This window comes from Streptomyces brevispora (assembly GCF_007829885.1).
In the GTDB taxonomy this organism is placed as follows: Bacteria; Actinomycetota; Actinomycetes; order Streptomycetales; family Streptomycetaceae; genus Streptomyces; species Streptomyces brevispora.
In genome coordinates this window covers 2816052-2840154 of record NZ_VIWW01000001.1, presented here as the reverse complement: position 1 = coordinate 2840154, position 24103 = coordinate 2816052, and the positions used below count along the sequence as shown (strand labels likewise).

Here is a 24103-nt window from a genome sequence, read left to right as displayed (position 1 = left end):
TCACCTTGGAGTGCAAGGCAACGATTCGAGCCTGTGCGGAAGCGTATGGAGCCAGCCACGCTCGGCGTGCGGAGAAGCTGTTCGCGGTTGGGGTCGCGCTGCGTCGTCTTGAAGGGGCCGTGATGCGGGCGCATCGCCGCTCGGGAGCCGTCGCCTTCCTTTCTCCCCGTCGGCGGGAGGTGAAGGTGCACGCAGGCCAGGTGGTGGCCAAGTTGCGCGAGGCGGAGGCTGCCCTCGATCACAGTCGCGGAGGCGCTCAGCGAGATCGCCGGCTTGGCTGCGACGATCGCTGAGCAGCACGTGGATGGTCACATCGGAGCACTTCTCCCCAAGCCTTTACTGGAGGGCAAGAAGCCGGTTGGCGACCGAGAGGTGCTCCGGGTAGCCGTCGCAGTTGTGCTGATCGCCGGAGGCTTCGTTGGGCTGGCCTTCCTTGGCCTTCCAGACATGGCGACAGTTGCCGCCGGAACCGCTTGGGCTGTGTTGATCCTCATGGCCTTCTTCGGCAGCAACTGGGCGCGCTACCTGCCCGTCTTTGAGCTTTTCAAGCCGGGTCCCTGATAGCCCAGGTGAGATGGACGGGTCTCCGAGTGCTGCTGCCCGGCTCGATGGCACTGGCCTTACTGGGCGACCACAGCGACGCATTATGCATGGGGCGGAGGATCGCGGGGGGTGTATATCGCACCGCGCGGTGGACTGTCACGAGACTTCGAGGTTAGAAGGGAGGCGCAGATGCCGTGCCGGTCCTCGGGGGTTCTGCTGCTTCGATCAGCTTGTTGGTGAGTTCGATGGTGGCGAGGTACCACCAGAAGATCCAGTCCAGGAAGGCGTCGTTGTAGTTGGTGAGCTGGCCCGCGCGTCGGTGGCGCAGGTCGAATCCGTTGGCAATCTTGAAAAGATCCCCGTCGTTGGGTTTCCCGAGTTCATCACGGATCAGGCCGCGGCGTTCCTCCAGGATGCCGACGGCCGCAACGATCGCCGACCGTTTGCTCTCCAGGGATGCGTCGCGAGCGCGGAAGAGTGCGATGGCGTGACGGACGCGGGCGGCGACGGCTGGAGGGCTGTCGTTGAGGACGCGGTGCACTAGCAGGCTGCGTGCGTCGTCGGTGACTGCCACGAGCCGGCCCAGATCCTCCCCCTCAGCGGCGAGTTCGTACCCTGCGTCGACTTCGAGCAGCAGCTCGTTGATCTTCGCGCGATAGAGGACTCGGGCAGGGCCGTTGTGGAACTCCGAGTGGTGCCAGCCACACCCGCCATAGGAATGGAAGCGTCGTAGCCGGGGACGGCTGACGAGGTCATGGAACACCTCAATGAGGCCGTAGAAGATGTCCTCGTCCCAGACTGTCGGGGTGAGCGGCCACAACCCTGGGATGCCCAGGCGCCGGGCGATTACAGCAGAGGCATCGGGCAGGTCGTCCCGTCCGTCGACGCACTCCTCGCCGAACTGCTCAGCCAGGTAGCCCTTCTCCGCGAAGTCTGCGACGATTCGTGCGAACTCACGGCGGGCATCTCGTGGGGTGATCCCGTCCGCCGACAAGCCGCGTCCCCGTCGCTGCGGCCAGTACGGCCGGGGCGCGACCGCGGGCCGGATCTCCGAAGCGCGGCTGATGAGCTCCGAGAACCAGTCCTCTCGGGTTCCTCGCCTGGATCGGCTTTCCCGTGTGGCCCCCCAGGGGTCACGGGGAGCCTCAACCTCCCGGAAGTCCGTCACGGCTGTTGACCCGACCAGTGCCTCAGTCAGGAGCCACTCGGCGCGGTCCTCCCACGGCGAGGTCAGCGTCCTCAGGATGCGTTCCCCTTCCGACGTGAAGAGATCTGTCGGCCACACCAGCTCGTAGTTGCTCAGGTCCACGATCACGGCGTCATCATCACCCATTCGCGCGCACGCGGAGTGCTTCCGGTCTGTAGGTGCGACCCGGATTTCGCGAAGCGGAGCCAGATCGATCCCACGAGCGTGCCATTCCCAACGCCGCGCGCTCCGGATCGCCTTCGCCCTGACGCCACATGGTCCTGTATGGCACGCGAGTCCTGAGAGGTCTAGACAACGACGAACCCCTAGGTCGCTGACCTGGGGGTTAGTGGAAGAGCGGGTGATGAGAATCGAACTCGCGCTCTGAGCTTGGGAATCAACGGCACTTGGACGACCGCTCTGAAGGGCACGGATGGGGCACGGTGGTGGCAGGGGAACTGATCCTGCCAAGGTCCATACTCCGGGCGGCTTGGTGCGCCGGAGAGGCTTGTACGTGCCGAAGAAAATCATCAGCAGCATAGGAGCCCGAGGGACCATGAGGCGAAGGACCAGGCCGAGCTGCGCCGGAGGGCCGGCGGTCTGGACCGGATGGCCATCCGGTGTCCGCATGGCAGCCGGGAACTGACCGCCGGTCGCCGTGCTCCAGGTCACCTGCTGGAATCAGGGCTGGAACAAGCAGCCCCTGGCGACTGCCGCGTCCCGCAGGCGGCGGCCGATCTGGCTCCGCTGGCCCTTGGTCGGTACTGATGTGAAGTCCACGGACGCGTGATCCGGTTGAGCGGTCGCCTCAGCGTCATCTATGGCAGTGAGGTTTTCGCTCTGAAGCTCGGCCACGGATATCCCAAAGGTGCCAACTGAGATGCGACCCTCCTCCGTCCAGCGGCGATAGGCTGCCTCCGGGCCAACAGCCTCCCTCAGAGTAGACAGCAAACTTTTGTCTCTCTCGGACGGGACAAAGGCGGTTTTGGATGGGCACCCATTCGGATACAGGGTTGGGTGCACCTGGCGCAGCAGAGTTTCGTTCTCATCTTGGAGAATGGAAGTTTCGGAAGACTTGTTCACTTCAACTTCCCATTCTCGAGAAATTGCGTAAGCAGTCGTTCGCTGAACTCTGACTGCCTCTCCTGCAGTTCATCAGTTTCCGTGTTGTCAGCACACAAAAACAGCTCATTTTCGGGCTCGACGGCAGCGGTCATTTCAATGTTTCCTCGCCGCCACTCCAAAAGAATGGCTCCCTCGGCATTCGGGACGATAGAAACGCCCGTGCCCAGTGTCGCCAGTCTCGGAATTACCTTCTCGATGCGATCCGCAACGACGGGTTCAGGAGATAGGCTGTCGGGTCCCAGCCACCCATTATCTAGCTCGCGAATTCTTTCGAGTTGAGCCAAAAGAGATTTTTCTTCGATCGATCGAATCGCGCTAATTCCCGTCACGCGATGCAGGGAGACGTTCTTTAGTGAAGCGTCTGGGGTTTCGCCTTCGACGCGTACATCAGGTGCGGTGATCCCGTCTGTCGCCAGAAACTCTTTCGCTGATTCGGCTAGGTCATGTTGATCATGTTCTAGTCTGCACGTGGAATGGCCCGAGTCAGTCTTAAGCCTGAAACTCAATGACGAGCCGTCGTACTCGACGATGACGCCTTCGAGTTGCACCGGATGCGGCGTTGGTACTAGCTCCTCGATTTCGATAAGGATCTCGCGTACTGCAAGATCGATAATCGCGCGTCGGGAGCCTTGCCGCGGATCTCCCAAGATAATTGCTTCAGAGTCCTGGAGGCTGGATCCGACTCTCCTGAGCGCCTTCATGGATTCGGGCGAGAAGTGAACGGGGGGCTGTCGAGTGCGTGCGATATTCTGCAGCGAGTCGGTCATCGTGTCGCGAGCGCGCGCGTAAATATCGGACCACTCGCCCCACTCGGCATCGCTGACTTTTCCGGAAGGGCGATGGAGAACCATTCTGGGTCTGGCGCTTCCGCTTGCAACGGCGATAAGTCGTAGGTCGAATGCCTCGTTAAATCCGTTAGGCAGCCTTCGGCGGTCTGGGTTTCCCTCAAGCCAAAGGTCGCGTGCGATTTTCAGAACGGCTTCTCGGAAGTTGCCGACTTCACGAGCGGTGTCAGCCGGCATCCCCGGAGCATCGAAGCGATCACCGGTTAGTGAGAAAAACGCAAAGTAATCTTCATCGCTAGCATCCATGATCGACTCCGCCCCCACTCGCCCCTCCTAGGGGGAGACGTCTTAAGCTACCAGGCACCCCTGACAACATCCCCCTATCGGTACTCTCTACCCGGCACGCCTCTTCCGGCAAGACGGGCAGCACAGCGAAATGGATCTGTGTTTGGTCAAGCCTTGGCCAGGATGGGAGCCCACCACGCTCCAGTCGGCCCCCGCGAACGGCGCCCTATCCATCACGGGGTCTGAGCGCACCCGCCGGAGGCATGTCCTCGAAGCCACGGATGACTTCCTCGCTTCCACCCGCAGGATGAGCGCGCCGCTGTGCGGGGCCAGCCAGGGCGGAGGCAGAGGCAGGCCGCGTCGCTGAGGCGGCGCGCGCCCGCGTCGTGCGCGGGTCTTGATTCAGTATGGGAGGGTCCTACCGTGCCGGGGCCAAGTGCCTGCCATGGCTCGTGCTTGAGCATGGCCGTCGCCCCCGCCTGGTGGGCGCGGACGACGGCGTGTTGGCGCGGCGTCAGGCCGCAGCAGCGGCCTCCCGGCCTCTGCGAGTGCGGCGGTGGAGGATCTCGTCGAAGGTGGCGCGGGCGCCTGTGGGGTCGATGTAGTGCATTGCCAGGAGGGCCGCGATGACGGCGCCGACCAGGTCGTTCTGGACCTCGGACCAGGAGTGGTCGTCGCCGCAGGTGGTGAGGCCCTTCAGCCCGTGGAGGGCGTGCATGGCCTCGCCGGCCTCTTCGGCGACCTTGCCGACCTGGAGAGCCTTGAGCTCCTCGTCGGGCAGATGGGCGCCAGCCGCTCGGCAGACGGCGGAGAGCTTCTCGATGTTGTCCCACAGGGTGTCCATGGCGGACCTCCGGTTCGATGGCTTCGGCTATTCCTGTGCGGGGCGTCCGAGCTGGCGTACGGTCCATCCGGCCATGCGCCAGGCGTCGGCGTCGATGAGGTTGCGGAGGTCGACGAGGACCTGGTCCGCGACCAGTGGGGCGAGGGCCTTGGGGTCGGCCTCGCGGAAGTGGGGCCACTCGGTGGCCAGGACGATCAGTTGGGCGCCCTGGACGGAGTCGTCGAGGGCTTCGGCGTAGTCGAGTTCGGGGTGGCGGCGCAGTGCCGTGGGCACGGCGTGCGGGTCGTGGACGGTGACGGTCGCGCCGCGCTGGTGCATGAGGGCGGCGATCGCCAGGGCGGGGGATTCTCGGACGTCGTCGGTTCCGGCCTTGAAGGAGGCGCCCCAGACGGTGATGTGTACGCCGTCGACGGATCGGCCGAGAGTCTGCTCGATGAGCTTCAGCGCGGCGGTGGGGCGCGATTCGTTGACCTCCTCGGCGGCTCGTAGAAGGGTTGCTGCTTCGGTAGCGCCGAGGGTGCGGGCGGAGGCGGTGAATGCGCGGACGTCCTTCGGGAGGCAGCCGCCGCCGTAGCCGGGGTCGGCGTTCAGGCCGCCGCGGCCGATACGCGGGTCCAGGCCGATGGCCTCGGTGAGCTGCTGGACGTCGGCTCCGGCGGCGGTACACATGTCGGCGACGCCGTTGATGAAGGAGATCTTCATGCCGAGGTAGGCGTTGGCGGCGCCCTTGATGAGTTCGGCGGTGGCGGGGTCGGTGACGAACAGCGGGATCCCGTTCGCCAGGAGAGGCGCGTAGACCTGGCGCACAGCGTCCTCCGCGCGGACCGAGGGGACGCCGACGACGATCCGGTCCGGTCGCAGGGTGTCGTCGATGGCGTGGCCCTCGCGGAGGAACTCCGGGTTCCAGACGACCTCCACGTCCTCACCGGCCGGGGAGAGACGCGCGAGGAGTGCGCCGAGGTCGCGGGAGGTGCCGACGGTGACCGTGGACTTCCCGACGATCACGGTCGGGCGGGACAGGTGCGGGGCGAGGGCGCGGGCGGCGCCGAAGACTTGGCCGGTGTCGTAACTCCGTCCGTCCGCGTCGATCGGCGTGCCCACGGCGAGGAAGTGGATGTCGGCGAACTCGGCGGCTTCGACCAGGCTGGTGGTGAACCGCAGTCGCCCGGATGCGGTGTGGGTGGCTAGGAGTTCCGGGAGGCCCTCCTCGTAGATGGGGCACTCGCCGGCGTTGAGGCAGTCGATCTTCGCCTGGTCCAGGTCCACGCCGATGACCTCGTGGCCGATCTCGGCCATGGCAGCGGCGTGGGGGATGCCCAGGTGACCGCAGCCGATGACGGATACGCGCATGGGGTCGACGCTCCTTTCCTTGCCTCTCGCCCGCCCGGGGAGTCCGGGCCGGCCGGGTGCGTCACGCTAGCGTCACCACCCGGCGCGGCCCTCTTCGCGCAGGTCAATCAACCAGCGTGCTGTTTCAGGAGATTGACGAGTGCAGGCAGAGCCTCAGCGGCGGTCGCCCGGCACACCAGATCGCCGTCCTGGGGCCCTTCCAGCGGGTATGGCATGAACTGGCCGTCGTGCCAGAAGCCCTCTGGATCCAGGTAGACGATCTGCATGCCGCGAGCACGGGCGCGAGCCTGGACCTTGCGGCGGTCGGCGTGCAGGCCGACGACGAGGAGGGCCTTGGCGCCGTCGAGCCATTCGACATCGGGTACGGCCTGGTCGTAGCGGCGCATGAAGCACTCGTCGAGCCCGGCGCGCGCGGCGAGTACATCGAAGTTGTTGGTGATGACCGGACCGACGAGGTGCCCGGCGTCCTTCAGTTCCTTCAGTGCCCACATGGCTGGGGTCGGCTCGGCCAGGAAGCAGGCACGAAACATCTCCACGAATTCCGCCGTCTTCTCCTCCGGCTCCGTCAGCACCTCATGGAGGAGCGGGTCCGCTGTCGGGGAGAGGGTGAAGCGGTGCTCCCGCGGCTCGTGGCCCTGGCGGTCGGTGACCCGGTAGATCTCGTGGAGCCGGTGCAGGGGCGGGATTCCCGCTTCGACCGACGTACCGCATCCGATCTCCACCTGGAACGGTCGCAGGTTCGCGAGGACGGACAGGTCCGGCACGCGGGTCGGCGTGCCGGGGCGGTCTTTGAACCGGATTCCGGTGGAGAGCACGTTCCACGGCAGTTGCCGGACAGCGGGCGGCGGCGCGTAGGACACAGAGGCGATCTGCACGTCCAGGCTCCGGTAGCCGGCTGGGAGGGCGCGGCCCGCAGCGGCGTCCTGGGGGTGGACGTCGTGCTCGGTGATCCGGCACTTCAGATCCCGCCGTGTCCATAGGAATCCACCGGGAGCCTCCTTCCAGCCACCGGTGGCGAGCGAATCCCACAGGGCATCGTGGTGTGCGTCGATCTCGTCGGCCGGGGCGGATGCGGAGTGATAGAGGTACAGGTCGGTCAAGCCGATGGCCGGCGCAGCCGTCGTGGGCACCAAGCCGTACCGGTAGCGGTAGTGGATGATCCGTCGCCGGGCATCGTCGGAGGCCGCCCAGCCGGACTGGCCGGCGGTGGCCTTCTCCTGGGTGCGGCGCCAGATACCTTCCTCGATGTACCGGGGGCGATCGGCGTTGCCGAAGTACGTGTTCCAGACCTGCTGTTGGTCGGGGACGAGCTGGTCGATGACGACGTACGGGATGTCCATGATCCCTCCCTGGAGAATCACGCGTGGATGTTCCAGATGGCTGACGGGGTGCAGGCAGTCCCGCTCCGGGCGGCCGAAGCCGCGCTGAGAGCGACGGTTCTTCAGCGCCGCTCGACGAGAGAGCAGCGTGGGAGGCTCCGGCGGCCGAGCACGGGCAGGCGGTCCAGACGCCGGGAACGGCTTCAGCGGTCGGAGAGCAGGCTCGCGTCCGGTGCGGCGGCGGAGGGCCAGTGGCCACCGCTTCCGAGGAGCGGGCCGGCGTGCTCACGCAGTGCCCAGGCCGGGCCGACCAGGCCGGCTACGGCCAGGAACGTGAGCGCGATTTGGCCTCCTTGGCCGGACCGTGCGGTTCTGGACGCGGCGTTTCGAGCATGGCGGCGCCGAGCCACGGTCACGAGGTGCCGCCGAGGGTGCGTTCGTGGGCGTCGAGGAGGCGGCTGGTCTGCGCGTACAACCGCTCCAGCTCGGCAGCGGTGAGGATGAGCGCGCCGTCGAGGGTCGAGCCGTCATCGAAGTGGAACTTGACGGGAACCGACCCTTGCAGAGCCCTCGGGTCGTAGACCGCGTCCCGGCCGGCCAGCAGCGTGGCGTGGGTGGCCTGCACCGGCACGCGTCTGAGCGTCGTCCCGTCGGCGAGCGCGGTCCACTGGGTCCCGCCCCCGGGCGGGCGCAGGTGGTAGGTCGTGGCGGAGCCCTCACCAGGGATGGCGACCACGACCCCGACGCGGTCCTCGCGGGCGCTGTCGGTGGCGAGGTCGCCGAGCCGGGGAACGAAGGGAGCTGCCGTACCTAACCCGGCTCCCTGGGAGGGAAGGTGGGGAGAACGTCGTGGCGTCATGCCCTGAAGTTAGGGACAGGACAACCCTCGAATATGAGCCGGAGGAATACGACCTCTATCCGTCCAGGTGGAAGCGGTCGGACATGCGCCGCAGCTTCTCCCGCGTGGCTGCTCGTTCCGCGTAGACGATGCTGCGAAGCGTCGAACGGGCGATGGGGTGGTTCCGTACGAGTTGGGGCGCGATCCGCTCAGCCGTCTCCAACTCGGCCAGGGCCTTTCCCCGGTTCCCGTCCCACAGCCAGGCGCGCGCGACATCCATGTGGTGGTGTCCCTGACGGGAGTTGGGCAGCGAACCCACCAGTCCCGGGCTGGTACGGCGGTTTATCTCCAGTGCCTTCCCCTGCTTGCCCATTTCCAGGGCCACGCTGATCGCGTGGATCTGCACGTTCCCGGCGGAGAACGTCAGCGAATGCCGGTCGTACACCGGTGCCCCGACATACGCGTCCATGCGCTCGGCAGCAGCCTTCGCGTGTCCGATCCGGTCCTCGGCCTCCGAGGCGCGGCCGGCCCGGGCGGCAGAGACCGCAGCCCGCAGTTGCAGCGTGCCCCAGGCCCGCACGGCCAGCGGCTCGCCACGGTCGTACTCCTGCTCCACCGAGGTAATCGCCTTGTCCGAGAGCGTCAGAGCGTCGGCCCAGTCAGCCGTCGCCCACATGTCCCAGACCCTCATCCAGTCGGCGACGGCGGGCAGCACCGGATCTCCCGACAACCTGGCTGACCATGCGGCCCGCTCGCACGCCATGGCGACCAGTTCGGGGTGCCCGAGGGAGTGGGCGGCGGTGTGTGCGAACTTGCAGCACACGGCGTAGATGGCATACGCCTCCTCCCGCTCGTGCCCCTCCGACTCCTCCGCCAGGGCACGCGCCTCACGGAACAGGTCCGGGAGAACCCGGAGAATCGCCACGTTGGAGGCGGTGTCCCGCAGGCGGTGCAGCCGGGTTACCTCACGCCACAGCTGTGATGCGGGCCGCGGAGCCCCGTCGAAGACGGGGACGAGGTCGTAGCGGCGCAGCTCGCGCAGGATCGACGAGGCGGCAACCTGCCACTGGTTGTCGTCTGGGGAGCTGCTGTACGGCCGCCCGATCAGGTCGTTCGGATGGACGTGCAGCTCCGCGGCCACCTGGTTGAGCAGCCCGACCCGGTCCAGCTCGATCAGGCCACGTTCCATCTTCGACACCCAGCCCTGCGACTTCCCCAGGGCCGTCGCCAGGTCGGCCTGCGGCATACCCAACCGCAGCCTCGCCCTGCGGACGCGCTTGCCGATCTCCTCGGCTTCCTCCAGCATCAGGACACCTCCCGGCCGCCGGACGATCCGGCGCGACCGCCGGTCTGTCCGTACAGAGTTCGTCTTCAGCACGGTACCCATGACGCGGCTTGCGCGTGAGACGAGCTGCCGGGACAGGGCTGCCACGCCGTGTCCCTTGGTTTGCCGTTAGGGGCCAACACGAGGCAGGCGAACTTTTGCATTACCGGCGACCGGCCTGTCCGAGCCAGGTGCGCTGCTCTACGGCAGTGGATCATGTTGATGAGGAACACACCACGTCGCATTTCGCCGGAGGCAGCCAGTGACCGTCGTGACCGTCTTGCACCCGGGATCCATGGGCGCGGCGGTCACCGCCGAGCTTGTCACCGGCGGCCACGACGTGGTGTGGGTTTCCAAGGGCCGCAGCGAGAACACGTGGCGACGCGCGAGGGAGGCCGGAGCCATGGCCTGCGACTCCCTTGCGGAAGCGCTGTCCCGTAGCACCGTCGTTCTCTCGGTCTGCCCTCCGCAGGCGGCGGAGGACGTGGCAGCGGCAGTGGCTGCGCACGCCTTCGCTGGGGCGTACGTCGATGTCAATGCCATCAGCCCGCAACGCGTGCAGCGCATCGCCGAGGAGATCCGTCCCGGCTCCGAGGTCGTCGACGGCGCCGTCTTCGGTCCGCCGCCAGGTGAAGGGCGTAGGGCACGGCTCTATCTCGCAGGGGCCGGCCCCGTCGTCGACCTGGTGGAGCCGCTGTTCGCGAACTCCTCACTGGATGTGCGCCGGGCAGGCGAGGCCATCGGTTCCGCTTCCGCCCTGAAGATGGCCTTCGCCAGTTACCAGAAGGCCGCTCGTACTCTCGCAGGGGTCTCCCACGCGCTCGCACACGCCCATGGAGTCGGCGACCAGCTCACCGCTGAAGCCGAGATCATGGTCTCGGCGATCCTCTCCGATCCGGGGTACCTGCCGAGCGTGGCTGCCAGGGCCTGGCGCTGGGCTCCCGAGATGGAAGAGGTCGCCGATACTCTCCGGGCGGCCGACCTGCCCGCGGACATGGCTGAGGCTACGGCTCGGGCCCTTTCGTTCTGGGAGCAGGACAAGGACCAGTACGACTTGCCGGTCGCGCAGGTCCTCTCTCAACTCCGCTCGGGAAGAACCGCTTGACCCTGCTCCCGCTGAGAGTGCCTGCCCAGGGCTGATCACCTCCGGCGAGGCCGAGAGGTAGCGGTGGGTGTGGCCGGTGCCGCAGGCTGCGGGAGAGCTACGGGGCGTAGGACGGTGCTGCGTGCCTGTGCCGCCTGAGCTTGCCGGCTTGGAGCGGGCCTCTGCGAGAGCCGTTGTACGCGCCAGGCCAGTGTGCGTGCCGGGGAGCGGGCGTCGTCGAGGGCGCGTTCGTCCGCTGCCTGCTGCAACAGGCGTCCAGGATCGTGGCCTGCGGTCTCCGCGGCGGCCAATGCGGTGGTCAGCGCATCGGCGGCGGGGTCGGCGAGGACTTGGTCGGCGTGTGCGGGGGCGGCCTGGCGGATGAGCTGGGCGTACCGGACTGCGACCTTCTGAGGCGGTCGACGCTGGCCGGCGGCGAGCAGGTGCCCGGATGAGGTTCGGTCGTAGGCGGCCTGGAGGTGGAGCAGAGTCTGGTGGGCGGCTGCGGTCTGCTGGTTGTGCTGTCGCTGGTCGTGCCAGCGGGAGGCGGCGATGACGGCCAGGAGCGCGGCATCGAGGAACATCGCCAAAAGAGCTCCGTCCTTGGGTGATGGCTCGCGGAGCATGGCCTTCACAGCCCCGCGCAGCGCGCGGGCGTGGTGGTGTTCGGCATGGATACGTGAACGGGTTGCCCGTTCGAAGGCAGAGGCTGCCGCTCGGAGTTCGCTACGGATGTCCAGCGGTGCGGCGAGGGCCACGGCGTCGAGTGCTTCGCCGAGGGCGGCCAGGTGGGCCTGGGCGGCTTCGGCGTCGGGCTGGCCGAGGTGGTGGGGGATGCGTTCTGTGGCTGCGGTGGCTTGGTGCCATGGGTGCGTCCGTAGATGCCCGTTGGGATTGCTGGCAGGGATGGCTGCTGCGGCGAGACGGCTCTGGACCTTGGGGAGGGAGAGGTCTGGTGACAGCTCGGAGCCGGAGAACCACACCGGTTCTCCTTCGGTGTTCGTGTCGTCTTCCAGGGCGACTTTGTAGCCGCGTGGTTCTCCGGAGGGAAAGTGCAGGACCTCGACGAGGACGCCGTTGGTGCGGGTGAGTAGGCCGAGGAACTCCTCGGTGGTGGTGGCGGCAGCCGCTGCTGTGCGGACGAGGGTGCGCAGGCGGATGCGGGCGGGCTTGTCGTGGCCGGTGCGGCGGGCCTTCTCCTGCTCGGCGCGGGTGGGCCGTTTCGCGGCGGTGCGGTCTCCGCGTACGACTTGGAAGAGGCCGTATTCCTTCTCGACGGCTGCGAGTTCGCGGTCGGCGGTGAGGTAGTCGTTCCAGTGTCGTGCGGTGCGCAGGTCGCCTCGGATCTTGGTGGCGGCGATGTGGATGTGGTCGTTGGCATGCCGGACGGCGACCCAACGGCAGCCGTCCGGATCGTCTGTCGGGGCGATGCCGGTTGCTGTGACGACACGGCGGGCGATGTCCGCCCATTCGGCGTCGTCGAGTATGCGGTCGCCGGGTGCTGCGCGGACGGAGCAGTGCCACACGTGCTGCTTCGGGGCCCGGCCGAGTCGCCTGGCCTGCTGGACGCGTAGGTCGAGGTCGGCCACGAGGAGCTTCTTCGTGGCGGCGGTGTCGTCGGTGCGGCCGGGGTCGGGTGCGAAGCCGTCCCAGGAGGCGACGAGGTGCGGGTCGGTGTGTTCGTTGGCCCGACCGGGGCCGTAGAGGTAGCGGATGAGGCCGGCTGTGCTCTTGCCGCTGCTGATCTTCGCGATCACCGTGGCCCCTTTGTGGCGGCGGCCTGATTGGTGGCTGCTGCGATGTGGCGGACGGCGGTGCCGGCCGTGTCGAGGACGCGTTCCGCATGGTCGAGGAGTGCGGTGTCCCCAGGGTGTGGACGGTCGCCGGAGTTGAGCTTCTTGGCGATCTGGTTGATGTTGTGGCCGATCTTGGAGACCTCACCTCGGAGGGCGGTGAGTTCGTCGATGTAGTCGTCGAGCTGGGTGCGCTGACCAGGCAGCGTGAGGTCTCCGTGGATGTGGGCCATGACGACGGCGCCGACGTAGTGGGCGGCGGCGATGTTCAGCGAGCGGGCCACGGTGAGGATCGCTGTTTTCTCGTCGGTGCTGTAGCGGACGTCCACGCGTTCCTTGCGCTGGGTCTCTTTGCGCTGACGGCGGCGGGCGACTCGGTGCAGTGCGGCGGCTTGGGCGGCGCGCTGCGGCAGCACGGTGCGGGTGGTGGTGTCGACAGGCTTGTTCCGGTCGGGCGCCCCCTGGCGCCCGAGCTCCTCCGCCACCCCCGGGGCGGAGGCATCTGCGTTGGACCGGCCCGTGGACGGTCCAACGCCATACCTTGCTCCGCCTGATGCCGGAGTGGAGGTGGTCTGCTGCTGCGCCGACGAGGGCTCGCGGACGGGCCTGTACATGAGGGCTCCTGCAAGCGGTGGTGGAGGGAGAGGGCCCGTTCCTCCGGTGCTGATTCATGGGAGGAACGGGCTGGGGTGCTGTGGGGTGCGAGGTTCAGTCGGCGCTTGTGGTGACGTCGAGTTCGGCCTGCAGCAGGTCCTTGACCTTGTCCAGGCGGGCGCGTGACATGCCGAATCCGTTGCCCCGGATTGCCTTCTCGACGTTGCGGCGGGAAACGCTGTTGCCTCGTCCGAGGGGAGCCGTGCGGCCGATGGCCACGGCCTGCTCCAGGGAAACGCTCGACTGCTTGCCTCCCGGCTTACCGGGCTGCTGCGGCACATCGGTGTCCGTGTCCGTGGCGTGTGGTGGCGCGAGCTTACCGATGGTGTGTTCCGCGCGGGGTTCGTGGCGGTCGCCGCTGTTGTGGCGGTCGGTGGCTGTGGGGCGTCGGGCGACGAGGAGGTAGAAGTGGACGGCTCCGGCCAGGGCGAGCGGGGCGATGGCGGAGATGACTCCGACGGTGATGTCGTCGAGGGCGAGGTTGGTGTGGCGGGTCTGCTGGTTGAGGCGGACGGCGTGCAGGACGTTGGCCCAGATGCTTGTGGCGGTGGCGACGCCGACCAGGGCGGAGACGTAGAGGCGGGCGGACAGGGGGGCGGTCCGCAGGATGAGCAGGGCGCCGATCCCGATGGCGATGAACCCGTCAATGACGAGCGGGAAGGCATAGGTGAGCGCCCGGTGGATGTGGCTGGCGGCGGCCATCTGACGCAGCGCGTCGTAGGACAGTGCGAAGGCGGCCACGGCCAGCAGCGACACGCCCGTGCGGATCGCGGTGGCCAGTGGCAGCGGGGCAGACGGTGCCGCGGTGATGGCGGGGGAGGACAAGGGGAAATGCTCCAGAGTGCGGGGTGCGGCTGAGGTGGCCCTGAGGGCGGGGGACCCGTCACGACTCGTCGCGTGCCTGGTCAGGGCTGGTACGAGTGCGGCGGTAGTGACGAGTCGACTCGTCACCGGACCGCGACTCGTCACCGCGCTGACCTGCGCGGAGACGGGTCGTGACGGGTCGTGCCGGGTCAGGCCCCGGTCGTCGTTTCGGGTGTGGGCTCGGGGCAGTAGCGGGCCCAGGAGTCGGCGAACTGCAGGCGGGTGAAGCCTCGGGCCTGAACGTTGCCGTGGAAGCGGCGGGTGACCGAGCTGATGTCGTACTCCTTGAGCAGGAGTTGCAGGCCCCGAGGGGTCAGTCCGTGGGTGGTGTACTCCGCCCAGGGCATTTCGTCGTCCTGGTTGAGGATGTCGAGGAGCCGGCTGGTGCGGAGTGCCGGCGGGTTGCCTTCAGTGGTGAAGGCGCGGCGGATGTCGGCCAGGAGGCGGATGCCCAGGCTGCTGCGGTCCTGGTCGTGCTCGGCTTCGTGCTTGGCCATGATCTGGCAGGCGGTGCGGGCGAGGTCCGGCCATGCTCCGCCGGCGAGATCGGCGACGCTCACCAGCGGCTGCCAGGTGTCGGCCGCCCGGTCTTCGACCGGCATGGCCGGTGTCAGCTCCATCGCCTCGGCGTGCAGGGGAGTCAGCCAGGCGACGAGCCGGTCACGTAGCGCGTGGAGCGGCGGGGTGTCACGGAAAGTACGGAACTCCGCCACCTTCTCGCCCGGCCTGCGGCGCCGCATCCGGATCACGATCGACCGGTCCATGATCGTGTCCGGCAGGTCGCCGATGCCAGCGAGGGCCGCCATGGCGAACGTGGGGAACCTCGAGACCTCGTGGTTGGGTCCGGAAACCCGCAGGGTGGGGCGGTTGCGCTGGTGCCCCGCGTTGAGCAGGCCGCGCATCTCCTCGTTCTTCTCCGCGACCTTCGCGGAGCCGAAGAGAGTGTCGGCCTCGTCGACCAGCAGGGTGGGCGGTGTGGCGGTGATCGACCGGAACACCGCGGCGGCCGACGCGTTGACCGTGATCAACGGATCGTGAACGCTCTCGGTGATCACGTCCAGCAGCCGCGACTTGCCGCACCGCTTCGCCGGCCCCACGACGGCCAGTCGCGGAGCGTGCTGCCACGCCGTCTGCAAGTGCGTAGCCGCAACCCACAGGGTCACAGCTGTGAAAGCCTCCCCGCTCGGCAGTACGACGTAGCGGCGAATCTGCTCCCGCAGCTCCGCGAGCACCGCCTCGCCCTCGGACGCCGGAGCAGGTTCGGGCTCCTCTGCGGGCGGCGGTACGGGTTCGGCGGGGCGGCCGGGTATGGCCACCGGCGGCCATACGGCGGCGGTGTCCGGAAGGGATGGCGTGCTCTGGGCGGGATCGTCCATACTGGACATGTAGCTCCTCCGCTTGCGGGCCAATGGGACGGCAATCCCGGCCTCGCAGGTCAGTCGTTCAGGGATGGGCGGCATGAGGTTTGCGCTCTGAGCCCCTCGGTGTTGGGTCACCGGGGGGCTTTTTGTATGTCGGGGCTGGTTGAAGGCATGCCTCAGCGGATCGGTGCGGTCTGCTGGGGTGCTTTACAGTACCACGGACTATGCGGATCGCATAGAGCTATGCGATCCGCAGAACGGATGCTAATCTTGTTCTATGCCGCACAACCGGCGGTACACGCAGCGAACGGGAGGAGGGGGCGATGCCGGATGACGAGGGAAACCCTGAGGGCGTGCTCCTCAGCGGTGAGGAAAACGCCGCTGTGCGGGTCAAACTGGAGCGCGAGAAACGCGGCTGGAGCACCACCACGCTGTCCGACCGCATGAACGACGTCGGCTTCGACATGAACCCGTCTGCGGTCTGGCGCATCGAGAACCGCAAGCGCCGGATCAACCTCGATGAGGCCATCGGCTTCGCCGAGATCTTCGGCGTCCCGCTCAGCAACTTCGTCGGGCCGCCCAGCCTGGCGACCATGGGCCGGGCCATGGAGCTGATCGACAACGTCGTTGCCGCCTACAGAGCCTCCAACCGTGCCAACCATGAGGCGCGGAAAGCTCGCGACCAGCTCGACGCCTATCTTGCCGACCACCCGGACATCCGTAAGGAGGCTGACGTGATGGTCTCCAACGCCATCGCCACCGAACTGATGAAGAGCAACGAAGAGTACGGGCCTGCCTCCGACGCATAGCGGCCCACTCCACCTGGCGCAGCGGGAACGCAAACCCTTGCTGTGGCCGTCCTGCCCATCCCATCCCTGAACGACACGAGGCCAGGCGCGGGGTTGCCGCCCCATCCGCCGGCCGGAACCGGAGCACTCACTTGCGCCCTTCGGCGATACCGCACGCCCCCGTTCAGCCCCCGCGACCGCAGGGGGAGGTGACCACTACCGACACCCTCCTCACCGTGGAGCAGGCAGCCGAGCGCCTGGGCACCGGCGTGCGCTTCATCCGGCGACTCATCCAGGAGCGCCGCATCCGCTACGTCAAGCTCGGCAAGCCCGTACGGATCCCTGAGAGCGCCATCGCCGCGTACATCGAGGAGCGCACCGTTCCGACTCTCGGCGACGCGCGTTCCCGCTTCGGGAAGGCAGCCTGATGGCCGTCCGTAAGCCGCAGCGGCGGCGCGAGTTCGGCACCGTTCGTCAGCTCCCGTCAGGGCGGTGGCAGACGCGCTACTGGGCTCCGGACGGCAGCCGTCGCACCGCCCCGGAGACCTTCGAGACGCGTACCGAGGCCCAGACCTGGCTCACGCTCATCCAGGCCGACATCGAGCGCAAGCACTGGGTTGATCCCGACGCCGGCTCGATCAACTTCGAGACGTACGCCATGAAGTGGGTCGAGGAACGCGGGCTCTCCGCCACCACGGAGGAGCTGTACCGAAGGCTCCTGCGCCTGCACCTGCTGCCCGCATTCGCCTCGGTGAATCTGGATGGCATCACGCCGCCGGGCGTGCGCACCTGGCGGGTCGAGCGGCTGGGGGCTACCGGTGCGACGACTGTCGCCAAGTCCTACCGCCTTCTCAAGGCCATCATGGAGACGGCGGCCGACGACGAGCTGATCCGCCGCAACCCCTGCCGGATCAGGGGCGCCGGCAGCGAGAAGGCCAAAGAACGCCCGACGGCCACCGTCGAACAGGTCGACGCGCTCGCCGACGCCATGGGGCCGAGGTGGCGGCTGATGGTCTACTTCGGTGCCTACGGGCCCATGCGCCCGGAGGAGCAGGCCGCCCTTCGGCGGCCCGACGTCACCCTCGAATCCCTCGCGGTCAAGATCCGCGACGCCGCACCCGAGCTGACCACCGGGCGTCGCGTCGAAGGCGACACCAAGTCGGCCGCGGGAAGGCGAACCGTCTTCCTGCCCGCCTTCCTGTACATCGAGGTGAAGCGTCACCTCGATTGGTACGCCGAGAAGGAACCCGACGGGCTCCTGTTCGTCGGGGAGAGGGGCGCACCCTTCCGCCGGTCCACCTTCGGCCGCAAGTGGCGCAGGGCTCGGACCAAGGTCGGCCTGCCGGAGGGCTTCCGCTTCTACGACCTCCGGCACACCGGCCACACCCTGTCCACCCAGTCGGGCGCCACGCTCAAGGACACGATGGTCCGCGCCGGCCAGTCTTCGGAGAAGGCTGCGCTGATCTACCAGCACTCTGACGCCGCGCGGCAACGGGAGGTGGCGTCGGGGCTGGATGAGCGGGTGCGCTCCCAGCGCATGCAAGCCTCTCAGCACAAGGAATGACGAGCGACAGAGCATTACGACGGGCCCAATTGCCTGCGGTGCGGCAGCCGACTGACCGCATCTGCCATGATCTCGCGTCGCGCCAGGTGTAGATGGGGCGGGCCTCTGCGGTGGCTCGCCCCATCTCAGTTCGGCGGCTTGGTGGTGCGCGCCCTATTGAGAGAACAGCGAGAACACTCCAAGGCACAGGGTCATCGTGGCGACAAACGCGCCGCCTCCAGCAGTCAACGCGACGAGGAGGCTTTCCTTGGCGGCGTAGAAGACAAACGCTGTCGCAAGGGCGACCACGAGGGACAACAGCACGGCGATGATGACAAGCATCAGTCGGGTCTTGAAGCTCGGTGGCATGCGGGTCTACCAATCCAGCTCGCGGTGGTCGATTCCGGGGCAGGTCAGCCTCAGCTCGACCACCTGTTAACAGTGGCCAATAGCTGAGGACCTGCCGACGTTTCAGATCCGCGCGGAGCCGACCCGCAACTACCGACTGCCTCCAAGATGTTGTGAGCGGATCTCCGCGGTGCTGAGGGTTTCGAGTGTTTCCGTTCTCCTGGCACGTCGACCCAGGGGAACGAAGACCTTCGACAGGGATTCCCGCCCCTGCCGCCGACCTCATGCTCGTCTTGCTTGAGCCCACCCATCGTGGCACGCCGGAAGCGGCCCGTGCGGTCAATCTGCCGAGATCGAGGTGGGCCAAGGTCTGGTGGTGAACTCGATCTGATCCTTCACGGCGCAGCACCGACCTTGTTCTGGCAGAGAGTGCTCAACATTGTTCAATCGCGGAACCGCGGTGGCCCTGTCCTGCCATTCTTGGATGCGTGACTTACGTCGTGACTGTGGATACCCGGATCCCCGAGGGCGCTCCGGAAATGGACCCTCTGCAACGTGCGGGTGCAGTTTCCCTGCTTGAGCAGGGCTTTGCGTCGGTCGATGCCATCGAAGGACCCGACGGTCTGGAAGTCGATCTCCTCGACTCGATCGTGGCGGTGTACCCCGGCGGGGCCTTGTTGAAGGTCTTCGTTGATGCTCCATCGCTGGAGCTTGCCGAGGACGCTGTCGGATCCGTTGTGGGAGAGCTCCTTGATCGTTCGGAGCTGTTGTCGGAGTGGACCGTCGACCGGTACGAGGTTGAATTGCACCCCGAATCGATGAAGGAGAACCTCGACGCGGCGGGTGGTCCTAATGTGCCACCTGACGACCCGGCCACCCGTAGAGCTCGTCATACTCAGCCAGCGCAAGGCCCGGGTTCCGAGCCTAGGGCCGAGACGGATCAGGCTGCCGAGAGTGCGGCCATGTGCGTCACGCTTAGCTCCATGGCCGGCGAACTGAGAGCCTTCGGCCCCGACATGTTCGGGGTCATCGGCGACGAAGACGGAGAGAACAACGGGGAGGATGACTTTGCCTTCGGCGTCTCTGCGGAGGACGCCGGGCTCGCAGCCGGAGCGCTGGTACACGGCACTCATCTGCTCGTGGATGAACTCTTCCAGGACCTGCAGACCCTCACTCAGCATCGGACAACCGTTGCCGAGAGCGAGCGACCGTTCTGGCTCCTCGAAGGGCTTCCGGGCCGCTACGCGCTGCAGTACAGCGCCTCCTTCACACGCCGATTCCTTGTCACAGCGATCACGCTGACCACCCGCTTCACTCATGGCTCTTTCCAGCAGCTCAGCTGTGTCGCGGAGGAACTGGTACTGAGACTGCTGCTGGAACAGGCGAAGAGCACCCTGGACCTATACGGGTTGCTTGACTCGGGTACTTCGTCAGCGCTCGACTCATTTGCCGACCAGGTCTATGAGGACATGGACCACGAGTGGCTGTACGACGATGCGGCGGACGGGATTGATGAGGAACCGGCGCTTGCATCCCTGGGGATCGCGCCGATGGGCATCAAGAGTTGGTTCACCCCCTTCAACGAAGGCAGGTACGTCCATCCCTACGCGTTCGATGCCCAAGAGGGCGCCGGGAAAGAGGATGAGGCAGGAACGTAGGAGCCCGTCGGTGCTGCCACTTCGCGCGCAGGTGGCGCCCACCAAAACGCGGCAGGTGTGATGCGCGCCACGGTGGGAGCCAGAAGGGCGCCTCCGGCTTTCGGCTGCTGGATGAGGGCTGCCTCATGCCCTCTGGATGCGGGTTCCTGCGACTTGGGGCACGCGGAGGGCACGTCATCCACTAAGAGGTCTAGACAACAAGAAAGGCCCCGGTCGCTGACCAGGGCCTTAATCAAAGAGCGGGTGACGAGAATCGAACTCGCGCTCTGAGCTTGGGAAGCTCATGTTCTACCATTAAACTACACCCGCGTAACGCACTGGTTGACCAGCGGCGCATCGTCACACACTGTACCCCATCGAAGACCCCGCGAGGCGTGAGCCCAGGTGTGGGACGGGATGGATGTGTGTCGTGGGGAGAGGGCGATGCGGGTGGGTGGGGCGGGAGTTGGGGGCGTAGCGTGGGTGGTCGGAGTGCCGTGTGGAGTCGCGTCCTGTTCATCCCCTAATGTGGCTTTCTCGTCCACTGCTTGATGGGGAAGGGACTTGATGGACTCCATGGAGCGCACCGTCGTCCGCTGTGCCGAAGGGCATGTTTTCGCTGCCGCCTCGTTCCCGATGCAGCAGCTCGGGTCCGGGCGGATCGGTCCCGGGCGGCTTCTCCGCTGTCCTCGTTGCGCCAGGTTGCGGCATGCCGTGCCTGTGGTGTTCGAGGAGCGGTAGAGCTTCCGGGAAGACGGCGACAGGCGCGCGGGGCGGCCCGATGTGGGTGGGTCCGCGCGTTCTGCGTATCCTCGGTGGGTGCTTCTCTCAGACAAGGACATCCGGGCCGAGATCGACGCCGGACGCGTACGTATTGATCCGTTCGATACGTCGATGGTGCAGCCGTCGAGCATCGATGTGCGGCTCGACCGCTACTTCCGGGTGTTCGAGAATCACCGTTATCCGCACATCGATCCGGCTGTTGAGCAGGCCGATCTGACCCGCACCGTCGAGCCGGACGGGGACGAGGCGTTCATCCTGCACCCCGGTGAGTTCGTGCTCGCCTCGACGTACGAGGTCATCTCGCTGCCCGACGATCTTGCGTCGCGGCTGGAGGGCAAGAGTTCACTCGGCCGGCTCGGGCTGGTGACGCATTCGACGGCCGGGTTCATCGATCCCGGGTTCTCCGGGCACGTGACCCTCGAACTGTCGAATCTGGCGACGCTGCCGATCAAGCTCTGGCCGGGGATGAAGATCGGCCAGCTGTGCATGTTCCGGCTGAGTTCTCCGTCGGAGTTCCCTTACGGCTCCGAGCGGTACGGGTCGCGATACCAGGGGCAGCGCGGTCCGACCGCGTCGCGTTCGTACATGAATTTCCATCGGACGCAGGTGTGATGCCCGATGAGCGATGACGCGCGGGAGAACCTGACGTACGACGGGTTCGGGCATGCCGTGCGGGAGCTGGCGCAGGCCGTGGCCGATGACGGGTACGAGCCGGATGTGGTGCTGAGCATCGCGCGTGGCGGGGTCTTTGTCGCGGGCGGGCTGGCGTACGCGCTGGACTGCAAGAACATCCACCTGGTGAACGTGGAGTTCTACACCGGGGTGGGCACCACGTTGGAGATGCCGGTCATGCTGGCGCCCGTGCCCAACGTCGTCGACTTCTCGCGCAAGAAGGTCCTGATCGCCGACGATGTCGCCGATACCGGGAAGACGCTCAAGCTGGTGCGGGACTTCTGTATCGATCATGTCGCCGAAGTGCGCTCCGCGGTCATCTACGAGAAGTCGCAGTCGCTCGTGAAGTGCGAGTACGTGTGGAAGAAGACCGATCGCTGGATCAACTTCCCCTGGAGCGTGGACAAGCCCGTCGTGCGGCGCAACGGGCAGGTTCTGGACGCCTGAGCCGGATCCCGCGTCGGACGTGGAAGACCCCCGGGGCCTCATGGCTCCGGGGGTCTTCTCAGGTCGGGACGGTCGCGGTCAGATCGTGCCCAGTTTGAGGAGCGATACCAGCGCGATCAGCTGGATCGCACTCGCACCCAGCGCCTTCGGCCACGGCAGGTCGTGGGACTTGCTCACCATGGAGGTGAAGAGGGCCGCCGCGGCCAGCCAGGTGACCCAGCCGAGGATCTGGACCAGGGAGTTCTCGCCGCCGAGGAACAGCGCGAAGATCAGGCGGGGGGCGTCCGTGATCGACATGATCAGCATGGAGAGGCCCACCGTCGGCTGCCAGGCGCCGTCGCCGCCCAGCTGGCGGGCCAGTGTGTGGGTGACCGCGCCGAGCACCAGGCCGCCGATCACGAAACCGAGGCCCGTGATGATGACGTAGGGGATGGCGTTGCCGACCGGGGCGTGGATCGCGTCGTCGCGGGCCTGGTCGAAGCCGAACAGTGCCAGCAGGCCGTAGAGGAACGTGACGATGAGCGCCGGGCCCCAGACGGGGTAGTCGCGCATCTGCCAGAACGTCGGGCCGGGGCGCGTCACGATGCCGCTCAGCAGCTGCTTCCAGTGCAGGCGCGGGCCTGCGGGCTGGGCGGGGGCCTGGCCGGCGCGGTAGGTGTTGCCGTCGCCGTAGGGGTCCTCGTTGATGCTGAAGGCCTGGGTGTGGCCCGGGTTGTTGGCGTACGGGTCGCCCTGGTGCGGCTGCTGGGGGTGCTGGGGATAGTGAGGTTGGTTGGGCTGGGGGTACGGGTCGGCGAAGTACTCCGGCTCGTCGGCTCCGGCGCCGTGGTAACCGCCGCCCGGGTGGTAGCCGCCGTTGTGCGGGGCGCCGCCGTGGTGCGGGGCGTTGTTTCCTCCCGTCGGCGGCCATGGCTGCTGCCCGTACGGCGGTGGTGCCTGATTGCCGTACGGCTGCTGCCGCGGTTGCTGCTGCGCTTGCTGCGGGGTGCGGTTGTCCCGGCCGCGTCCGATCCTGAATCCAGCCACGTAATCGAACGTACCTGGTCCGTCCGGGTCGGGTGGGAGCGCCGGGGGAACTGGCCCGCCTTTGCGGCCTAGCTGTGACATCCCCTGGGGGGAACCCTGAGGGAACCCTCGGGGTTGTGCGCCGGGCCCCCGGGACGTGCCCGAGGGGCGTGCGGGGCGTGTGGTCAGCCCGCGCCGAACAGCGCGCTGGTGAACGTGATCAGCGGGCGGTCCGGGGTGGCCGCCGGGTACAGCGCGATCAGGTCCGCCGTCTCGCCGCGGTGGGTGCGCACGACCGTGTCCGGCTTCTTGTCGCCGTCGAAGTCCGCGTAGCGGATGAGGAGGGTCGTTTCCGTGGGGGCGGTGGAGGACACCTTGCCGGGCAGTGGCGCCGCCGGGAGGCCGTGGGCCGGGGCCTTGAAGCGGTACGGGCCGCCCGGCCGGCCCGGTCCGTCGGGGCTGCCGAGCAGCAGCGTGCCCTTGGCGGCGGTACCGGGCTCGTGGGGGCGGGCGGAGTACACCAGGTCGTCGTAGCCGTCGCCGTTCGTGTCCGCCCGGGGCTCGGGGGCGGACAGCGCGGGGCCGGCGCCCGGGACGGTGCCGCCGACGGCGTGCGGGCGGCCGTCGCGGGTGAAGGGGCCGCGCAGGAAGCTGAACCGGCCCGAGCTCGCCGTCACGGCCAGATCGGGCTTCCCGTCACCGTCGAAGTCGCCGCAGACGGGGTGGTCGGGCCACTCGTTGCCGAAGCGGGCCCGGTCCGGTATGCGGAGCGCGACCGCCCTGCCGGTGAGGCCCTCGGGGGAGCCGAAGAGGATCTGCAGCGGCACGGGCGGGCGGCCGATGCCGTCGTACGGGGGGTCGGTGGCCACGATCAGATCGGTGAAGCCGTCCTGGTCCAGGTCGCACGAGGCCTCCGCGTCGAACGCCGAGGGGAGGATGCCACCGACCTTGGCGGCGTTCGCGTGCGCGCTGAGCAGTCGGCGTACCGACGGGTCGAGGCCCCGGGACGCGGAGCCGTACACGATGCCGATGCCGGCGTCGTCGCCGTGGCTCTCGGTCGCCGGCTTCACCAGGTTGTTGAGGACGAGGTCGCGGTGGCCGTCGCCGTTGAAGTCGTCGGGGGTGTGGCTGCCGCTGCCGCGCGGTACGGGGTGGCGCTCCGTGCCCGCCAGGCCGGAGAGGGCGGTGGGCGGGGTGTCGCCGTTCTTGTCGGGCCCGGGGGGCGGGGAGCCCGCGCAGGCCGTCAGGAGGAGCGCGCAGGCGCAGCCGGCCGCAGCGGTGGCCGTCGCCCTTGCGATACGTATCCGCACTGGAGTACCTCGTCCGTCTCGTGCATCCCGTACGCCTGTCCGTCTCGCACGCCTTGTCCGTCTCGTACGTCGCGTCCGGCCGGGTTCGGTCGCGTCCGTCCGGGGCTTCCCGTACGGCTCGTGCGGCTCGTGTGGCTCGTACGTCTCGGTCGCCCTTCGGTGCGCACCCGTCCCGGTGGCCGCCCCACATGATGCGTCACGGGGCGGGAAAGCAG

At 67.5% G+C, this 24103-nt stretch carries 22 protein-coding genes and 1 tRNA gene; 8 read left to right on the top strand and 15 right to left on the bottom strand.

Annotation, left to right across the window (positions count from 1 at the left end):
* Nucleotides 1-273: 273 nt before the first annotated feature.
* Nucleotides 274-561 (top strand): hypothetical protein, encoded by a 288-nt coding sequence (locus FHX80_RS13065; protein WP_244318243.1) that lies wholly within the window; start codon nucleotides 274-276, stop codon nucleotides 559-561.
* A 154-nt stretch (nucleotides 562-715) separates the two neighbouring features.
* On the opposite strand, the gene FHX80_RS13060 is transcribed toward FHX80_RS13065, so the two are convergent.
* The 7 genes from FHX80_RS13060 to FHX80_RS13025 all read right to left on the bottom strand — a co-directional run bounded on the left by FHX80_RS13060 (nucleotide 716) and on the right by FHX80_RS13025 (nucleotide 9581).
* The gene (locus FHX80_RS13060) at nucleotides 716-1876 is read right to left on the bottom strand and encodes a hypothetical protein (protein ID WP_145764351.1); all 1161 of its coding nucleotides are present in this window, start codon (nucleotides 1874-1876) and stop codon (nucleotides 716-718) included.
* A 932-nt stretch (nucleotides 1877-2808) separates the two neighbouring features.
* The gene (locus FHX80_RS13055; RefSeq protein ID WP_145764350.1) at nucleotides 2809-3945 is read right to left on the bottom strand and encodes a hypothetical protein; all 1137 of its coding nucleotides are present in this window, start codon (nucleotides 3943-3945) and stop codon (nucleotides 2809-2811) included.
* Between the two features lie 493 nt (nucleotides 3946-4438).
* Nucleotides 4439-4768 carry a MazG-like family protein gene (locus tag FHX80_RS13050; RefSeq protein WP_145764349.1) on the bottom strand — a complete coding sequence of 110 codons (330 nt, stop codon included), beginning with the start codon at nucleotides 4766-4768 and terminating at the stop codon, nucleotides 4439-4441.
* A 27-nt stretch (nucleotides 4769-4795) separates the two neighbouring features.
* Nucleotides 4796-6118, bottom strand: coding sequence for a UDP-glucose dehydrogenase family protein (locus tag FHX80_RS13045; protein ID WP_145764348.1), 1323 nt, complete (start codon nucleotides 6116-6118; stop codon nucleotides 4796-4798).
* 107 nt (nucleotides 6119-6225) lie between these two features.
* Nucleotides 6226-7458, bottom strand: coding sequence for an SIR2 family protein (locus FHX80_RS13040; RefSeq protein ID WP_145764347.1), 1233 nt, complete (start codon nucleotides 7456-7458; stop codon nucleotides 6226-6228).
* 391 nt (nucleotides 7459-7849) lie between these two features.
* Nucleotides 7850-8296, bottom strand: a complete 447-nt coding sequence (locus FHX80_RS35645) for a hypothetical protein (RefSeq protein ID WP_244318242.1) — start codon at nucleotides 8294-8296, stop codon at nucleotides 7850-7852.
* Nucleotides 8297-8351: 55 nt separating this feature from the next.
* Nucleotides 8352-9581, bottom strand: coding sequence for a helix-turn-helix domain-containing protein (locus FHX80_RS13025; protein WP_145764345.1), 1230 nt, complete (start codon nucleotides 9579-9581; stop codon nucleotides 8352-8354).
* A gap of 280 nt (nucleotides 9582-9861) precedes the next feature.
* On the opposite strand from FHX80_RS13025, the gene FHX80_RS13020 reads away from it, so the two are divergent.
* Nucleotides 9862-10704 (top strand): NAD(P)-dependent oxidoreductase, encoded by an 843-nt coding sequence (locus FHX80_RS13020; RefSeq protein ID WP_145764344.1) that lies wholly within the window; start codon nucleotides 9862-9864, stop codon nucleotides 10702-10704.
* Nucleotides 10705-10739: 35 nt separating this feature from the next.
* Here FHX80_RS13020 and FHX80_RS13015 read toward each other — a convergent pair whose 3' ends face one another.
* The 4 genes from FHX80_RS13015 to FHX80_RS13000 form a co-directional block, all read right to left on the bottom strand.
* The gene (locus tag FHX80_RS13015; RefSeq protein ID WP_145764343.1) at nucleotides 10740-12440 is read right to left on the bottom strand and encodes a relaxase/mobilization nuclease domain-containing protein; all 1701 of its coding nucleotides are present in this window, start codon (nucleotides 12438-12440) and stop codon (nucleotides 10740-10742) included.
* The gene (gene mobC, locus FHX80_RS13010; RefSeq protein ID WP_145764342.1) at nucleotides 12437-12961 is read right to left on the bottom strand and encodes a plasmid mobilization relaxosome protein MobC; all 525 of its coding nucleotides are present in this window, start codon (nucleotides 12959-12961) and stop codon (nucleotides 12437-12439) included. The genes FHX80_RS13015 and mobC overlap by 4 nt, the downstream gene beginning before the upstream one ends.
* A 223-nt stretch (nucleotides 12962-13184) precedes the next feature.
* Nucleotides 13185-13955 (bottom strand): DUF2637 domain-containing protein, encoded by a 771-nt coding sequence (locus FHX80_RS13005; protein WP_145764341.1) that lies wholly within the window; start codon nucleotides 13953-13955, stop codon nucleotides 13185-13187.
* A gap of 188 nt (nucleotides 13956-14143) precedes the next feature.
* Nucleotides 14144-15370 (bottom strand): DUF3631 domain-containing protein, encoded by a 1227-nt coding sequence (locus FHX80_RS13000; RefSeq protein WP_145767266.1) that lies wholly within the window; start codon nucleotides 15368-15370, stop codon nucleotides 14144-14146.
* Nucleotides 15371-15678: 308 nt separating this feature from the next.
* Between FHX80_RS13000 and FHX80_RS12995 the strand changes: the two genes are divergently transcribed.
* The 3 genes from FHX80_RS12995 (at nucleotide 15679) to FHX80_RS12985 (ending at nucleotide 17707) form a co-directional block, all read left to right on the top strand.
* Nucleotides 15679-16164, top strand: a complete 486-nt coding sequence (locus FHX80_RS12995; protein ID WP_030812713.1) for a helix-turn-helix domain-containing protein — start codon at nucleotides 15679-15681, stop codon at nucleotides 16162-16164.
* 188 nt (nucleotides 16165-16352) lie between these two features.
* The gene (locus FHX80_RS12990; RefSeq protein WP_014046958.1) at nucleotides 16353-16571 is read left to right on the top strand and encodes a helix-turn-helix domain-containing protein; all 219 of its coding nucleotides are present in this window, start codon (nucleotides 16353-16355) and stop codon (nucleotides 16569-16571) included.
* Nucleotides 16571-17707 (top strand): tyrosine-type recombinase/integrase, encoded by a 1137-nt coding sequence (locus FHX80_RS12985; RefSeq protein ID WP_145764340.1) that lies wholly within the window; start codon nucleotides 16571-16573, stop codon nucleotides 17705-17707. The genes FHX80_RS12990 and FHX80_RS12985 overlap by 1 nt, the downstream gene beginning before the upstream one ends.
* Before the next feature lie 153 nt (nucleotides 17708-17860).
* On the opposite strand, the gene FHX80_RS34685 is transcribed toward FHX80_RS12985, so the two are convergent.
* Complete coding sequence (locus FHX80_RS34685) at nucleotides 17861-18028, bottom strand: hypothetical protein (protein WP_167523522.1); 168 nt, start codon at nucleotides 18026-18028, stop codon at nucleotides 17861-17863.
* Between the two features lie 494 nt (nucleotides 18029-18522).
* Here FHX80_RS34685 and FHX80_RS12980 point away from each other — a divergent pair, with 494 nt between their 5' ends.
* On the top strand, nucleotides 18523-19692 hold the full coding sequence (locus FHX80_RS12980) for a hypothetical protein (protein WP_145764339.1): 1170 nt from the start codon (nucleotides 18523-18525) through the stop codon (nucleotides 19690-19692).
* A 238-nt stretch (nucleotides 19693-19930) separates the two neighbouring features.
* Here the strand turns inward: FHX80_RS12980 and FHX80_RS12975 are convergent.
* Nucleotides 19931-20001 (bottom strand) — tRNA-Gly (locus FHX80_RS12975).
* Nucleotides 20002-20490: 489 nt separating this feature from the next.
* Between FHX80_RS12975 and dcd the strand changes: the two genes are divergently transcribed.
* Both dcd and FHX80_RS12965 read left to right on the top strand, forming a co-directional pair.
* On the top strand, nucleotides 20491-21066 hold the full coding sequence (dcd, locus tag FHX80_RS12970; protein WP_145764338.1) for a dCTP deaminase: 576 nt from the start codon (nucleotides 20491-20493) through the stop codon (nucleotides 21064-21066).
* Between the two features lie 6 nt (nucleotides 21067-21072).
* Nucleotides 21073-21573: a phosphoribosyltransferase gene (locus FHX80_RS12965; protein ID WP_145764337.1), complete on the top strand. Its 501-nt coding sequence runs from the start codon at nucleotides 21073-21075 to the stop codon at nucleotides 21571-21573.
* A 78-nt stretch (nucleotides 21574-21651) separates the two neighbouring features.
* On the opposite strand, the gene FHX80_RS12960 is transcribed toward FHX80_RS12965, so the two are convergent.
* On the bottom strand, nucleotides 21652-22599 hold the full coding sequence (locus tag FHX80_RS12960; RefSeq protein WP_145764336.1) for a Yip1 family protein: 948 nt from the start codon (nucleotides 22597-22599) through the stop codon (nucleotides 21652-21654).
* A gap of 164 nt (nucleotides 22600-22763) precedes the next feature.
* On the bottom strand, nucleotides 22764-23888 hold the full coding sequence (locus tag FHX80_RS12955) for an FG-GAP repeat domain-containing protein (protein ID WP_425281683.1): 1125 nt from the start codon (nucleotides 23886-23888) through the stop codon (nucleotides 22764-22766).
* Nucleotides 23889-24103 lie beyond the last annotated feature (215 nt).